Origin of the sequence: Ewingella allii (assembly GCF_044430645.1) — a bacterium.
GTDB lineage: Bacteria > Pseudomonadota > Gammaproteobacteria > Enterobacterales > Enterobacteriaceae > Ewingella > Ewingella allii.
The window spans coordinates 1-14,620 of the sequence record NZ_JAWUDN010000012.1 but is presented as its reverse complement, the minus strand read 5'-3'; the positions used below and the strand labels follow the sequence as shown (position 1 = coordinate 14,620).

The following is a 14,620-nucleotide window of genomic DNA, read 5'->3' as shown; positions in this document are numbered from 1 at the left end:
AATAAATGCCAACTAATTGGTTATTCGTTCCACGACGATAATGAGAATTTCGGGAGAACTAGTATGTCCGCTGAACACGTTTTGACGATGCTGAATGAGCATGAAGTGAAATTCGTAGATTTACGTTTCACTGATACCAAAGGCAAAGAGCAGCACGTCACCATTCCATCTCACCAAGTGAGCGCTGACTTCTTCGAAGAAGGCAAAATGTTTGATGGTTCTTCAATCGGTGGCTGGAAAGGTATTAACGAATCTGACATGGTTCTGATGCCAGATGCCAGCACTGCTGTTCTTGACCCATTCTACGAAGAAACCACGCTGATCATTCGTTGCGACATCCTTGAGCCAACTACGCTGCAAGGTTATGACCGTGACCCACGCTCTACTGCAAAACGTGCAGAAGACTTCCTGCGCTCTTCAGGCATCGCGGACACCGTTCTGTTCGGACCTGAGCCAGAGTTCTTCCTGTTTGACGATGTGCGCTTCGGCAGCAGCATCTCCGGCTCTCACGTTGCTATCGACGATATCGAAGGCGCATGGAACTCCAGCACCAAATACGAAGGCGGCAACAAAGGCCACCGTCCAGCTGTTAAAGGCGGTTACTTCCCAGTTCCTCCGGTTGACTCCTCTCAGGACCTGCGTTCTACCATGTGTTTGACCATGGAAGAAATGGGCCTGGTTGTTGAAGCTCACCACCACGAAGTGGCAACAGCGGGTCAGAACGAAGTGGCAACCCGCTTCAACACCATGACCAAAAAAGCTGACGAAATCCAAATCTACAAATACGTGGTTCACAACGTGGCTCACGCATTTGGCAAAACTGCGACCTTTATGCCAAAACCAATGTTTGGCGATAACGGTTCAGGTATGCACTGCCACATGTCTCTGTCTAAGAACGGTAACAACCTGTTCTCTGGCGACAAATACGGCGGCCTGTCTGAAATGGCACTGTTCTACATCGGCGGTATCATCAAGCACGCTAAAGCGATCAACGCCTACGCTAACCCGACTACCAACTCCTACAAGCGTTTGGTCCCGGGCTACGAAGCGCCAGTTATGCTGGCTTACTCTGCGCGTAACCGTTCTGCGTCAATCCGTATTCCACACGTATCTAGCCCTAAAGCTGTGCGTATCGAAGCTCGCTTCCCAGATCCAGCGGCTAACCCATACCTGGCGTTCGCAGCTCTGCTGATGGCTGGCCTTGATGGCGTTATCAACAAGATCCACCCTGGCGATGCGATGGACAAAAACCTGTACGACTTGCCACCGGAAGAAGAAGCAGAGATTCCAAAAGTTGCAGGTTCTCTGGAAGAAGCCCTGAACGCGCTGAACGAAGACCGTGAGTTCCTGACTCGTGGCGGCGTGTTCACTGACGATGCTATCGACGCTTATATCGCTCTGCGTAAAGAAGAGATGGATCGTGTTCGCATGACTCCACACCCAGTTGAGTTCGAACTGTACTACAGCGTTTAATCGCTAATGAGCGCCGGGCAGCTGGCGCTCAAGAAACACCCGACTGAAGGCCAGCAGTGTGAAGACCTTCAGCGTCTTAAAATAAGTAAGACATTTTTTTGTTGCCGTGGAAACTTTCAGCCCATCTTCGGATGGGCTTTTTTCTCCACACTCTTTCCTGCTTAACCAATCTGACCCGTGAATCTGCCGGGTAGCCGGATAAAATGCACCACGACGGTGCGGGAGACAGCGGTATGGCAACTGGTAAGCTGCCTGATTCGGGGCAGATTTTGAATTCTCTAATCAATAGCGTTCTGCTATTGGATGACGAACTGGCTGTGCATTATGCCAACCCTGCCGCACAACAATTGTTGGCGCAAAGCTCCCGGAAACTGTTTGGCACGCCGTTGCCAGAACTGGTGGGCTATTTTTCACTCAATATTGAGTTGATGCGCGAAAACTTACAGGCAGGTCAAGGATTTACAGACAGTGAAGTGACGTTAGTGGTTGATGGTCGGGCACACGTCCTGTCCTTAACGGCGCAGGCTTTGCCAGAAGGTTTTATTCTGGTCGAACTGGCCCCGATGGACAATCAGCGTCGCCTGAGCCAAGAGCAGCTGCAACACGCCCAACAAGTGGCCGCCCGTGATTTGATTCGCGGATTGGCGCACGAGATTAAAAACCCGCTGGGTGGATTACGCGGCGCGGCGCAGCTTTTATCACGCGCCCTGCCCGATCCCGCCCTGCTGGAATACACCAAAGTCATCATCGAGCAGGCAGACCGGCTGCGCAACCTGGTGGACCGACTGCTCGGCCCACAGCGCCCGAGCCAGCACGTCACACAGAGTATCCATCAGGTGGCTGAGCGCGTTTGCCAGCTGGTCTCGATGGAAAAGCCGGACAATGTTGAGCTAATACGTGATTACGATCCGAGCCTGCCCGAGCTGGCGCACGATCCTGATCAAATAGAACAAATTCTGCTGAACATTACCCGCAACGCCTTGCAGGCTCTGGGTGAGGAAGGCGGAACCATAACATTGCGCACACGCACCGCCTTCCAGATAACCCTGCATGGCGTGCGTTACCGCTTAGCCGCCCGTATCGATATCGAAGATACCGGTCCCGGCGTGCCGGCGCATTTGCAGGATACACTTTTTTACCCAATGGTCAGTGGCCGTGAAGGGGGAACAGGACTGGGCCTGTCTATCGCGCGCAGTTTGATTGACCAGCATTCGGGTAAAGTTGAATTTAACAGTTGGCCAGGACATACCGAATTCTCGGTTTACCTGCCTATTCGCCAGTGAGGTTCTTATGCAACGAGGGATAGTTTGGATCGTCGATGACGATAGCTCCATCCGCTGGGTTCTTGAACGAGCGCTCACTGGAGCGGGCTTAAGTTGTACCGCTTTTGACAGCGGCAATGATGTACTTGAAGCCATCGCAACTCAAACCCCTGACGTGTTGTTGTCCGATATTCGCATGCCCGGCATGGACGGTTTAGCGCTGTTAAAACAGATTAAACAGCGCCACCCGATGCTTCCGGTCATCATAATGACTGCGCATTCTGATTTGGATGCGGCGGTCAGCGCATATCAACAGGGAGCCTTCGACTACCTGCCAAAACCTTTTGATATTGATGAAGCCGTGGCTCTGGTCGAGCGCGCTATCAGCCACTATCAGGAGCAGCAGCAGCCACCGCGCAGCCAGCCTGCCAGCGGCCCAACCGCAGATATCATCGGCGAAGCCCCTGCCATGCAGGACGTGTTTCGCATCATTGGTCGCCTTTCACGCTCCTCCATTAGCGTGCTGATCAACGGTGAGTCCGGGACGGGTAAAGAATTGGTGGCGCACGCGTTGCATCGCCACAGCCCGCGCGCCAAAGCGCCGTTTATCGCGCTCAATATGGCGGCTATTCCGAAAGACCTGATTGAGTCCGAACTGTTCGGCCATGAAAAAGGCGCGTTTACCGGCGCGAATACCATTCGTCAGGGGCGTTTTGAGCAAGCCGACAACGGCACGCTGTTCCTCGATGAAATCGGTGACATGCCGCTCGATGTGCAAACTCGCCTGCTGCGCGTGTTGGCCGACGGCCAGTTTTACCGCGTAGGTGGCTATGCGCCGGTTAAGGTCGATGTGCGCATTATTGCCGCGACGCACCAAAATCTGGAGCTGCGCGTGCAGGAGGGCAAATTCCGTGAAGACCTGTTCCACCGTCTGAACGTGATCCGCGTCCACCTTCCGCCACTGCGCGAGCGCCGTGAGGACATCCCGCGCTTGGCGCGCTACTTCCTGCAAGTGGCAGCCAAAGAGCTGGGTGTGGAAGCTAAAAACCTTCATCCTGAAACCGAAACTGCGCTGACTCGCCTGCCTTGGCCGGGGAACGTGCGCCAGTTGGAGAACACTTGCCGCTGGTTGACCGTGATGGCCGCCGGGCAAGAAGTGTTGATTCAGGACCTGCCGAGCGAACTGTTTGAAAGCTCTGCGCCAGAATCCAGCGGGCAAAGCCTGCCGGACAGCTGGGCAACGCTGCTGGCCCAGTGGGCGGACCGCGCGCTGCGTTCCGGTCATCAAAACCTGCTGTCGGAAGCTCAACCTGAAATGGAACGCACTCTGCTGACCACCGCGCTGCGCCACACTCAGGGCCACAAGCAGGAAGCCGCTCGGCTGCTGGGCTGGGGGCGTAACACCCTGACCCGCAAGCTAAAAGAGTTGGGAATGGAGTAAAGCGGGCCGCAATAACCCGTTGCTCGCAGACAAAAACAGCCGCATTAGCGGCTGTTTTTATTTCGGCGGAACGCAGGTCAAATCACGCGAGAGAACTGCTGCTGGCGCACCTGTTTGCGCAAATAGATATCAAAGCACATGCAGATATTGCGGATCAGCAATCGCCCGCGCGGCGTCACCTGAATGCCGGTTGGGCTGATGTCCACCAGCCCGTCTTTGGCTAATGGCTGAAGCAGCTTCAAGTCCTCAGCAAAGTAGCTCGAGAAATCAATGCCATAACGCTGTTCGATTGGCTCGAAATCCAGCGCGAAGTGGCAAATCAGCGACTTAATCACCTCGCGGCGCAGACAGTCATCATCTGTCATCTCTAAGCCGCGCCACAGCGCGTGGCCGTCGGTCGCGACGCGATGATAATAGGTTTTTAAGTCTTTCTCGTTTTGGGCATAGGTGTCGCCCAACATACTGATGGCCGACACGCCAAGGCCCAGCAGGTCGCTGTCGCCCTGAGTGGTGTAACCCTGAAAGTTGCGGTGCAGCTTGCCTTGCTGCTGGGCGATGGCCAGCTCGTCGTCCGGGCGCGCAAAGTGGTCCATGCCGATGAAGCGATAACCCGAGTTGGTCAGCGACGAGATGGTTTCTTGCAGAATGCGCAGCTTCTCTTCGGCACCCGGCAAATCCTCATCTTTGATTTTACGCTGGGCGGCAAACAGCTTGGGCATGTGAGCATAGTTAAACACGCTGAGGCGGTCCGGGCTAAGTTCAGCCACGCGTTGCAAGGTGTAGGCAAAGCTCTCCGCCGTCTGCTTCGGCAAACCGTAAATCAGGTCGATATTGGTCGAGTTGAATCCCAGCGCCTTCGCCCGCGCAATCAGGGCGAAAATAAACGCTTCGTCTTGTTCGCGATTGACCAGCCGCTGAACCTCTTTATTGAAATCCTGCACGCCCATGCTCAGGCGATTAAAGCCTTCGGCGCGCAGGTGATCGAGCACATCCAGCTCGATTTCACGCGGATCCAGCTCCAGCGACATCTCGGCGTCCGGCAGGAAGTCGAAATGCCCCCGCAGAAGGCCCATCAAACGGCTTATCTGCACTTTATCCAGGTAAGTGGGCGTACCCCCGCCCCAATGCAGCTGACTCACCTGACGGCCTTTAAACAGCGCGGAGCGTTGGCGAATCTCTTGCTCTAAGACATTGAGGTATTCTTCCGCCTTATGCTGCTGGCGAGTGACCAGCTTGTTGCAGCCGCAGAAGTAGCAGAGCTTGTGGCAAAACGGGATGTGAACGTACAGGGAGAGTGAGCGATCGGGGTAGCGCTGGGCGGCGCGACGAAAAGCAGCGTCGTCGTAGGTTTCGCTGAATTCGAGAGCCGTGGGATAAGAAGTATAGCGCGGGCCGGAATAGTTATATTTTTGGATCAGGGCCAAATCCCACTCGGCGGTGGGTTGCGATTGAGAAGCCGATGACGCAGCGCTGGTTGAGTTCATGATGCTCACTCCTTGCGACGTCTGCTCCTCGTAGAACGCATAATGGGCAGGGGTTTAGCCTGCCGCATTGCGCTCGCATGACGCAAACGTGCTTTGGTTTTCGATAACCGGCGTAGTTTAACGAATAACCAAAGCATATGACATGCAAAGAGTAAGGCTATTGCCGTTGGGATGACCCAGCGCAATTTTTAGAAACCGTCTTTCGGATTCCCGCGCTTAAGCAGCTGCATCATGTCTTCTTTTTTCTCTTCTTCGTCAACTTCGTCGTCTTCATCGCCAAGTTCAATACCCAGCAATTCCATCAACACGTCGATACGGTCAAGAGTCTGATCAACATAAGACTGATCTTCTGCGCTCAGGGTTTCGCCGTCGTCCAGCTTATCCAGTAGGCTATCAAGGCGCGGATCGTTCTCCAGCAGCGTCAGCTCTTCTTCTGGCGGCAGCTGAGGTTTAGCTTCGGCCTGAGGTTTAGCGGTTTTCTTGGCTTTAGTTGCGTTGTTGAAAACAGTTTCAACCACCAGCGGCACGGCTTTCTTGCTGCCAATGCGCGGATCGGCTTTCTTGCCACCTGCTGCATTCTGCTCTTTGGCGGCGTCTGGGTTAGCGCGTGAACCCGCTTTACGGCCACGGCGTTTGTTATCACGCTTGCGTTGGCGCGCTTCGATATCGAGTTCAACGCGATTTTTTTTCTTCTTAGGTTTTGCTGTCGCGGTATTGGCGCTCGGCGCTTTCGCTGGCTGTTTCATGGCATCTGCTCTTAGGTGTGTTCAATTAGTATAGATTTGCGGCGGAATCTAGCAGAAAGCGAACAAAGAAAAAAGGCAGCAAGTAAGCCTTGCTGCCTTTTTATCTCCTTCCGAAGAAGGTTATTCTTACATTACGTTCCATGTTTGGTCTCAACGTCCCAATTTTTCCCTTACCTTTCAAAGCGTCCAGCTTTGTTCATCCATGATTGCGATGCAGTTCCTATGATCCATGAAGGCTGATTCATCCGTGCTTCCATTCTTTCCTTCATCGCGTAAGAATTACTTTACCCCAATCAGCTTAAGGCTCAAGATACGCAGCATATTAAGAGAGTGTGATTTCTTGGGTGTTTTGATATCTCACTGAATTTAAATATTTTTATAAATCACGGCGCGAAATAAAGCGTGATAGCCCGCATTTTGAATGGCAAATGTCTTACATCGTGAAGGAATATTTTCTACACCTTCATTTCTATGACCCCTTCTCATCATCATTCGGATCACAAAAACAGAAACGCATCCCGCCCCTGTTGCAGCTATAATCGCCAGCCAGATACCTAAGCATTTCGGAGAAGCACGTTTTGACCAGCCAAACTTACAACTATCATATGACCCATTTCGTCATGAGCGCCCCGGACATCCGGCATCTGCCAAGTGATGAAGGCATTGAAGTCGCATTTGCTGGTCGTTCAAACGCCGGCAAATCCAGTGCGCTTAATACCCTGACCCAGCAAAAAGCGCTGGCGCGTATCAGTAAAACGCCGGGCCGTACTCAGCTGATTAACCTGTTTGAAGTGGAGCCGGGCATTCGTCTGGTCGACTTACCGGGCTATGGCTACGCGCAGGTTCCGGAAGAGATGAAGATCAAGTGGCAGCGCTCTTTGGGTGAATACCTGCAGATGCGTAACTCCCTGAAGGGTCTGATCGTACTGATGGACATTCGCCACCCGTTAAAAGACCTCGACCGCCAAATGATTGAATGGGCTGTCGCGGTGGGCACGCCAGTTATGCTGCTGCTGACCAAGGCCGATAAACTGGCCTCCGGCGCGCGTCAGGCTCAGGTCAAAATGGTTCGCGAAGCCGTTAAAGAGTACATGGGCGATATTCAGGTCGAAGCTTTCTCTTCGCTGAAAAAGCAGGGCGTCGATAAACTGAGTCAAAAGTTGGACACTTGGTTCAGCGAGCTGCCGCCTGAAGTGCTGGAAGATGGCCTGTCTGGCGAGTAATGCTGTATTAGAGATTTGCTAGAGATAGCGAAGAGAAAGGGTGGCCTGCGGGTCACCCTTTTTTGTGGCGAAAAGCCGCGAAAAGGTCGCAAAAGCACAATAAAAAACGCCCCAGACATAAATGCCTGGGGCGGCTAAAATATTCAGCCAAATCCGATTACGTGAAGTAAAAGGTCTGAAAGATAGAACATCTTACCTCTGTACCCTACGAGCGAGACTTTACCCTATTTCTAAAAAAGGAAAAAGACTTTTTTGTAGTTTACTTACACAAAAATTGTATTTTATGCGATCACCCTCATGAAATGACCGCACTATTATGTAGCTTAATTACAGAATGAGTTCAAAAGTTGCACTATTAGTGTGCTTCGTCCCAATTCTTACCGACGCCCACTTCAACCTTCAGCGGCACGGCCAGCTCCATACTTCCTTCCATCAGGCTGCGGACCTTCTCGCTCACGGCCTCAACATCGTCGTTGTGGACTTCAAATACCAATTCATCGTGCACCTGCATGATAATGCGGGCTCGTGGGGCATCGGGCTGCAGTAACCAATCGGCGACTTTGATCATCGCGCGTTTGATGATGTCAGCCGCGGTACCCTGCATTGGGGCGTTGATTGCTGCACGCTCGGCGCCTTTGCGGCGCATAGCATTGCTGGATTTGATATCTGGCAGATACAGGCGACGACCATCGAGGGTTTCAACATAGCCCTTTTCGGAAGCCTGAGTGCGCGTGCGCTCCATATACTCAAGCACGCCCGGATAGCGTTCGAAGTACAAATCCATATAACGCTGGGACTCTTTACGCGGAATATTCAGCTGGCGAGACAGGCCGAACGCGCTCATGCCGTAAATCAGACCAAAGTTGATGGCCTTGGCGCTGCGACGCTGCTCGCCGGTAACGTTATCCAGCGGCGTGCCAAACACTTCTGCCGCCGTGGCTTTATGGATATCTTTGCCTTCGGCGAACGCTTTTAGCAGACCTTCATCCTTGGAAAGATGAGCCATGATGCGCAGCTCGATTTGCGAGTAGTCCGCTGCCACGATGCAGTGGTCTTTCGGCGCGATAAACGCCTGACGAATACGCCGCCCTTCCTCATTGCGCACCGGAATGTTTTGCAGATTTGGATCGCTCGAAGACAAGCGCCCGGTCGCCGTCACCGCCTGATGGTAAGAGGTGTGTACGCGGCCGGACTGCGGGTTAATCATCAGCGGCAGCTTGTCGGTATAGGTCGATTTGAGCTTGGCTAAGCCGCGATACTCGAGAATGACTTTCGGCAGTGGGTAGTCCAGCGCCAGTTCCGCCAGCACTTCTTCATTAGTCGAAGGCGCGCCGCCCGGCGTTTTTTTCAGAATAGGCAGTTTCTGTTTTTCATACAGAATGGCCTGTAGCTGCTTGGTGGAAGAGAGGTTAAATGGCTCCTCCGCCAGTTCGTGCGCTTTGGTTTCCAGCTCGGCCAGACGAATTGTCAGCTCTTTGGAGTGAGCCGCCAGAATATTTTGGTCAATCAACACGCCCGTGCGCTCAATGTGCGACAACACCGGCACCAGTGGCATTTCAATCTCATTGAATACCGTGGTGAGCGTGGCGCTTTCCTGAATCTTTGGCCACAGGGCCTGATGCAGTTGCAACGTGACATCAGCATCTTCCGCGGCGTAAGGGGAAGCCTGCTCGAGTGCAATCTGGTTGAAGGTCAGCTGGTTCTTACCTTTACCGGCAATTTCTTCGAAGCTGACTGTCTTATGGCCTAAGTAGCGATCGGCCAGGCTGTCCATGTCATGGCGGCCGGACACGCTGTCCAGCACGTAAGACTCGAGCATGGTGTCGAAAGCGATGCCTTTCAGCTCGATGTCATAGCGCAACAGAATGCCGCGATCGAACTTCAGGTTCTGCCCCACTTTCAGCTGCTTTTCATCCTCGAGCAGAGGCTTGAGCTGGGCCAGCACTTCACTGCGGTCGAGCTGGGCTGGCGAATCAAGGTAGTCATGGGCCACCGGCAGGTAAGCGGCCTTGCCCGGCGCGACGGCAAATGACAGGCCAATCAGGTTGGCTGTCAGGGTATCCAGACCATCGGTTTCGGTATCAAAAGCAAAAACGTCGGAAGCTTTGAGATAGCCAATCCACTCATCCAACGTCTCTTGATCCAGAATGGTGACATAGCCCTCTTGAGACAGCTGGGCGCGCTCCACCGGCTCGCCGACGGCAATCTCAATCTCTTCACCGCCCTTTTTCTTGCTGGCCGCGGGTTTAGCCGCGCCTTTCTTGCCAGACAGCCAAGTGCCGGCTTCCACATCGGCCAGCCAGCGTTTGAACTCATAGCGGGCGAACAGGCCTTGTAGCTCGGCGGCGTCAGGTTCGGCGACAGTCAGCTCGCCACAGGTGATGTCCAGCTCAACGTCAGTTTTGATGGTAGCCAGCTGGTAAGAGAGGTAAGCCACCTCTTTATTCTCACCCAGTTTCGCTCCCATGGTTTTAGCACCACGGAAGCTCAACGTGGCGATTTTAGCGAGATCGGCATACAGCGCATCCAGGCCGCCAATCCCCTGTAGCAATGCCTGCGCGGTCTTCTCACCCACGCCCGGAACGCCGGGGATGTTATCGGAAGAGTCGCCCATCAGCGCCAGAAAATCGATGATAAGCTCAGGTGGAACGCCATACTTCTCAACCACTTCGTCCGGGCCAAGAATCGCGTTATTCATGGTGTTGATCAGGGTCACGCCCGGCGTCACCAGCTGCGCCATGTCTTTATCGCCGGTACTGATCAGCACGGCATGGCCAGCCTTTTCAGCTTCCAATGCCAAAGTGCCGATGACGTCATCGGCTTCAACCCCAGAGACAACCAGCAGCGGCAGGCCCATGGCTTTCACCATCTGGTGCAGTGGCTCGATTTGAGCCCGCAGGTCGTCCGGCATTGGAGGACGGTGCGATTTATATTGATCGAAAAGTTCGTCACGGAAGGTTTTGCCTTTCGCATCAAAAACGACGGCAACGTGGCTCGGAGTGTATTGCAGCAGCAGACTGCGCAGCATGTTCAGCACGCCGTACATCGCACCGGTTGGCTCCCCGGCCGAGTTGGTCAGCGGAGGGAACGCGTGGTAGGCGCGGTAAAGGTAAGACGAACCGTCTACCAGGATAAGTGGGTTTTCTGCTATCTGGGCCATAACTCTTCTTTATTCGTGATCTGACATGCTCTAAGGATGCCATAGCTGAGGATAAAGGCGAACCTTGAGAGATAAATTGATAACAAACTTGCGAGGGATCTCGCGGGATCACCCTGTGGATAACTTTGTGAGTAAAATTAATATCAGGGAAATTATTATGAAATCGAGTAAGAGGGTATTAATTTTTAGCTACGGGTTTCATGCAGTTAAACCGTTTTAAATCTAAAAACAGTTGTCATAGAAGTTTAACGGTTAATGTGGATATTATAATTCTCCGTTATTAATATGCTGCGGTTTTATATTTCTCTGGCATCTATTTAATAGGTAGTGCCTAGATAAAAGAAATGCCAGCTTAATGCTGGCATTTCGATTTAGAAATTACTTCTGCTTCGCTAAGAAGTTAACAACATCAGAGAATTGCTTAGTGTAGATATCCATAGTGGTGGTATCCAGGCCATCGTTTTTGACCATGTATTTACCGTTCACGAATACAGATGGCACACCCTGCAGATTCAAATCTTGTGCTGCTTTCTCTTGCTGTACGACCAGAGATTTCACCACGAAGCTGTTCAGCGCCGCGTCATAATCTTCGCCTTTAACACCAGCCTCAATAAAGACTTTGCGAATATCATCAACGTTTTGAACCGTCTGCTTTTTTTGCACCGCTTCAAACATCAGCGGGCTAACTTTATCTTCCACACCTAGCGCAATGGCCACAGCCCAAGCTTGGGTCAGCTGTTTGCCTAATGGGCCAAGGAATTCAGCATGATATTTAGCGTATTTAACCCCTTCTGGCAGGTTCTTACGAATATTGTCAGATACATGCCAAACTTGTTCGAACTGATAGCAATGCGGGCAATAGAATGAGAAGAACTCAAGAACCTGAGGCTCACCGGCCGCTGGCTTATCAAGCGTTACGTACTGCGTGCCATTAGAAAATTGTGCAGCTGATGCGCTGAAGGCCATAACCATACCAATCAGTGCCAGGAATATCTTTTTCATATCAAACCTATCTCCATTTAATTAAATATTTAGCGTTTATTCACGACTCAGTACATTGGCATCAGCTGTAAAGGTGGCGCCTGTAATTTCTTAATCTGCTCGTTAAATACGGCAGACTGATTAAACCAAAAGTCTTCATCTTTCATCCAAGGGAAGCTCTTTGGAAAAGCAGGATCTTCCCAACGACGCGCAACCCATGCGAGATAATAGACCATCCTCATCGCTCGCAGAGGTTCGATGAGTGATAACTGGCTGGCGTCGAAGTCAGCAAATTCGCTGTAAGCTTCAAGCAAGATATCCAGCTGTAGCCGCTGCTCGCTTTGGTCTCCATGCAACAGCATCCACAAATCCTGCACTGCCGGGCCGTTTCTCGCATCATCCAAATCGACAAAAATCGGACCGTCACGCCACAGGATATTTCCCGGATGACAATCGCCGTGCAGGCGCAGTGGCGTCCAATCCTGATGCCAATACTCACCAATGGTGGCGATCAGGCTGTCGGTCGTTGCAAGGAATGCCGCGCGCTGGCGTGCAGGAATTAAAGATGAGTTTTCGAGAGTAATGCGAGGTTGATTCAGATATTCATCCAACCCCATGGTTGGCCTGGACACAAACAGGCTTTCACTGCCTACCTGATGTATACGCCCAAGAAAACGCCCAACCCATTCTAATTGGTCGAGATTATCGATTTCATACTGACGCCCGCCAACGCTTGGGAACACCGTAAAGAGGAAGCCTTGGTAAGAATGGAGAGTCGTTCCCTGAATGCTTAGGGGAGCAACTGCTGGAACTTCCGCATCGAGCATATCCTGCGAGAAAGCGTGCTCCTCAAGGATTTGTTCTTCACTCCAGCGTTCCGGCCGGTAAAACTTCACCACATAACGTTTTTTGTCTTCACCAAGAAACTGGTAGACGCGGTTTTCATAACTGTTTAATGCGGTGAGGCCAGATTCTGCCATTAATCCGACGCTTTCTAACGCATCGAGGATCAGATCTGGCGACAAGGCCTGGAAATTGAAAGCGGAATTGTTCATAACTTCATTCAGATAGGCCGTACGGAAAAATGACAATACGAAATAGTATCATCGATTTTTGGCGAGTCGCATGAAGTTCACATAAGTTTACATCAATCCTTAATAATTCCACGTGCACGTAAAATGGCGGTTTTGAAATCATCCTCATAATCTTTCTTAAGGCCCGGAATTTCTGCCGTGCTCTCGCTACCGCGCATTTTGAGGTGATATATCAACATATCATCGCTTAGCTCAGCGAGCGGCCCCTGATATCCACACTCGGTGGCCAGTTTCTGCAAAAATTGCAGCAAATTCATATCAGAATCGTTCTTCCATGCTGGATGAAGCAGTTCAATAAGCTCATTTAGGCGATGCTCTTTCATAATAATGTCCTTTTATTGGCAGTAGACACACAAAATATCAGGCTTATTTCCTCAGGGGAAGGGAGAGTTAAAACAGCCGATTAAAACCTGATTCATCACAATGTTTGGCGTTACAATCGCAGGAAAGAGGGTCTAGAAGGGTGACGAGAATGAACACGGACGAGATAACGGGGGTCATTTTAGCTGGCGGGCGCTCGACGCGGATGGGGCAGGATAAAGGCACGATCCGAGCCGCAGATAAGATGCTTTTCGAGCATATTGCCGAAAGGCTGCGCCCGATGGTGGGTGATATCGTGATTAATTCGAACCAAAATCCACGAGTTTATGGTCAACACTTCACCGTGATTCCTGATATCACTCAAGATTATGCTGGCCCTCTTGCCGGGATGCTGGCAGGTTTAAAAGCTGTTAATACTCAATGGGCGCTGTTTATCCCGTGCGATGTCCCATCGTTCCCACGCGACTTGGCCGAGCAATTTACTGCGCATAGTTCCCAACACTCTGCTGTCTATGCGCGAGACGCCTCAAGAGATCACCCCACACTGTGCTTGCTGCACAAAAGAATCATTCCTGATCTGGAGAGCTATTTAGCAAAAGGTGAAAGAAAGGTCATGTTTTTCTTCAAGCAGATCAACGCGCTACCCGTGATATTCGATGATCCTAAGGCTTTCGCTAATCTAAATACTCCAGCAGATGTAGCCCTGTGGGAAAAGACATTAGGCCAGTTACCATGAATAAGTTATCTATCCCACTACTTGGCGTCGTGGCCTACAGCGGCACGGGTAAAACAACGCTTCTCAAGCATCTCATCCCTTATTTAAACGCTAAAGGAGTGCGAGTCGGACTTATCAAACATACCCACCATGACGTAGATGTCGATACACCCGGCAAAGATAGTTTTGAGCTAAGGAAGGCGGGTGCCCATCAAACCATGGTTGCCAGCAGCCAGCGCTGGGCATTAATGACAGAAACGCCAGAGGCTGACTCTCTGGATCTTCACTATCTTGCCAGCCGTTTCGACAGCAATTCATTAGATTTGATCTTGGTTGAAGGCTTTAAGCATGAAGAGATAGATAAAATCGTCTTGTATCGGCAGGGCGTCACTAAAGCATTTGAAGGGCTGATAGACAACAATGCTATCGCGGTATGCAGCGATATACCACTCGACAACGCTCTCCCATCCTTAGATATCAATAAGATAGAGGACGTCGGTCAGTTTGTGATCCACTGGCTTAACAATCGCGCGCTGTGATCACTAAGCCATAACGCAAAAAGCCCCCCGGCTCGCCAGAGCAGGGGGGCTTCTTTGTTTGGCGCTTTGCCGTGTCCCACATAGCAAAAAACCCCGGCCTTTCGGCTGGGGTTTCTTACTTTATTTGATGCCTGGCAGTTCCCTACTCTCGCATGGGGAGACCCCACACTACCATCGGCGC

At 51.7% G+C, this 14,620-nt stretch carries 13 protein-coding genes; 6 read left to right on the top strand and 7 right to left on the bottom strand.

Annotated features, from left to right (window positions below; all coding sequences use genetic code 11):
• Positions 1-63: 63 nt before the first annotated feature.
• From glnA to glnG, 3 genes are all read left to right on the top strand, one after another.
• Complete coding sequence (gene glnA, locus SBO83_RS19965; RefSeq protein ID WP_034794466.1) at positions 64-1,473, top strand: glutamate--ammonia ligase; 1,410 nt, start codon at positions 64-66, stop codon at positions 1,471-1,473.
• Between the two features lie 233 nt (positions 1,474-1,706).
• Entirely contained in the window at positions 1,707-2,756 is a 1,050-nt protein-coding gene (gene glnL, locus SBO83_RS19960; RefSeq protein WP_034794669.1) for a nitrogen regulation protein NR(II), read from the top strand.
• 7 nt (positions 2,757-2,763) lie between these two features.
• A complete protein-coding gene (gene glnG, locus SBO83_RS19955; protein WP_034794464.1) occupies positions 2,764-4,176 on the top strand; it encodes a nitrogen regulation protein NR(I) in 1,413 nt (470 codons plus the stop codon).
• 77 nt (positions 4,177-4,253) lie between these two features.
• On the opposite strand, the gene hemN is transcribed toward glnG, so the two are convergent.
• Positions 4,254-5,660, bottom strand: coding sequence for an oxygen-independent coproporphyrinogen III oxidase (gene hemN / locus SBO83_RS19950; protein ID WP_396132697.1), 1,407 nt, complete (start codon positions 5,658-5,660; stop codon positions 4,254-4,256).
• A 188-nt stretch (positions 5,661-5,848) separates the two neighbouring features.
• Positions 5,849-6,406: a Der GTPase-activating protein YihI gene (gene yihI / locus SBO83_RS19945; protein WP_396132696.1), complete on the bottom strand. Its 558-nt coding sequence runs from the start codon at positions 6,404-6,406 to the stop codon at positions 5,849-5,851.
• A 578-nt stretch (positions 6,407-6,984) separates the two neighbouring features.
• Between yihI and yihA the strand changes: the two genes are divergently transcribed.
• On the top strand, positions 6,985-7,629 hold the full coding sequence (gene yihA / locus SBO83_RS19940) for a ribosome biogenesis GTP-binding protein YihA/YsxC (protein WP_353503797.1): 645 nt from the start codon (positions 6,985-6,987) through the stop codon (positions 7,627-7,629).
• A gap of 143 nt (positions 7,630-7,772) precedes the next feature.
• Here yihA and SBO83_RS21425 read toward each other — a convergent pair whose 3' ends face one another.
• From SBO83_RS21425 to SBO83_RS19920, 5 genes are all read right to left on the bottom strand, one after another.
• Positions 7,773-7,820 (bottom strand): spot 42 RNA, inhibition of DNA synthesis, encoded by a 48-nt coding sequence (locus SBO83_RS21425; protein ID WP_071892919.1) that lies wholly within the window; start codon positions 7,818-7,820, stop codon positions 7,773-7,775.
• 164 nt (positions 7,821-7,984) lie between these two features.
• Positions 7,985-10,789 carry a DNA polymerase I gene (gene polA, locus SBO83_RS19935; protein ID WP_396132695.1) on the bottom strand — a complete coding sequence of 935 codons (2,805 nt, stop codon included), beginning with the start codon at positions 10,787-10,789 and terminating at the stop codon, positions 7,985-7,987.
• 378 nt (positions 10,790-11,167) lie between these two features.
• A complete protein-coding gene (gene dsbA / locus SBO83_RS19930) occupies positions 11,168-11,791 on the bottom strand; it encodes a thiol:disulfide interchange protein DsbA (RefSeq protein WP_396132694.1) in 624 nt (207 codons plus the stop codon).
• A gap of 47 nt (positions 11,792-11,838) precedes the next feature.
• The gene (locus SBO83_RS19925; RefSeq protein WP_396132693.1) at positions 11,839-12,825 is read right to left on the bottom strand and encodes a serine/threonine protein kinase; all 987 of its coding nucleotides are present in this window, start codon (positions 12,823-12,825) and stop codon (positions 11,839-11,841) included.
• 92 nt (positions 12,826-12,917) lie between these two features.
• Positions 12,918-13,187 (bottom strand): YihD family protein, encoded by a 270-nt coding sequence (locus tag SBO83_RS19920; protein ID WP_034794454.1) that lies wholly within the window; start codon positions 13,185-13,187, stop codon positions 12,918-12,920.
• Between the two features lie 149 nt (positions 13,188-13,336).
• Between SBO83_RS19920 and mobA the strand changes: the two genes are divergently transcribed.
• A complete protein-coding gene (gene mobA / locus SBO83_RS19915; protein ID WP_396132692.1) occupies positions 13,337-13,921 on the top strand; it encodes a molybdenum cofactor guanylyltransferase MobA in 585 nt (194 codons plus the stop codon).
• On the top strand, positions 13,918-14,439 hold the full coding sequence (mobB, locus tag SBO83_RS19910; RefSeq protein WP_396132691.1) for a molybdopterin-guanine dinucleotide biosynthesis protein MobB: 522 nt from the start codon (positions 13,918-13,920) through the stop codon (positions 14,437-14,439). Before mobA ends, mobB begins: the two co-directional genes overlap by 4 nt.
• Positions 14,440-14,620: the final 181 nt, after the last annotated feature.

Excerpts from the sequence above, each read along its gene's own strand:
- yihI (WP_396132696.1), bottom strand. The coding sequence starts at position 6,406 with ATGAAACAGCCAGCGAAAGCGCCGAGCGCCAATACCGCGACAGCAAAA.
- dsbA (WP_396132694.1), bottom strand. The coding sequence starts at position 11,791 with ATGAAAAAGATATTCCTGGCACTGATTGGTATGGTTATGGCCTTCAGC.
- polA (WP_396132695.1), bottom strand. The coding sequence starts at position 10,789 with ATGGCCCAGATAGCAGAAAACCCACTTATCCTGGTAGACGGTTCGTCT.
- glnL (WP_034794669.1), top strand. The coding sequence starts at position 1,707 with ATGGCAACTGGTAAGCTGCCTGATTCGGGGCAGATTTTGAATTCTCTA.
- SBO83_RS19920 (WP_034794454.1), bottom strand. The coding sequence starts at position 13,187 with ATGAAAGAGCATCGCCTAAATGAGCTTATTGAACTGCTTCATCCAGCA.
- glnA (WP_034794466.1), top strand. The coding sequence starts at position 64 with ATGTCCGCTGAACACGTTTTGACGATGCTGAATGAGCATGAAGTGAAA.
- hemN (WP_396132697.1), bottom strand. The coding sequence starts at position 5,660 with ATGAACTCAACCAGCGCTGCGTCATCGGCTTCTCAATCGCAACCCACC.
- glnG (WP_034794464.1), top strand. The coding sequence starts at position 2,764 with ATGCAACGAGGGATAGTTTGGATCGTCGATGACGATAGCTCCATCCGC.
- mobA (WP_396132692.1), top strand. The coding sequence starts at position 13,337 with ATGAACACGGACGAGATAACGGGGGTCATTTTAGCTGGCGGGCGCTCG.
- SBO83_RS19925 (WP_396132693.1), bottom strand. The coding sequence starts at position 12,825 with ATGAACAATTCCGCTTTCAATTTCCAGGCCTTGTCGCCAGATCTGATC.
- mobB (WP_396132691.1), top strand. The coding sequence starts at position 13,918 with ATGAATAAGTTATCTATCCCACTACTTGGCGTCGTGGCCTACAGCGGC.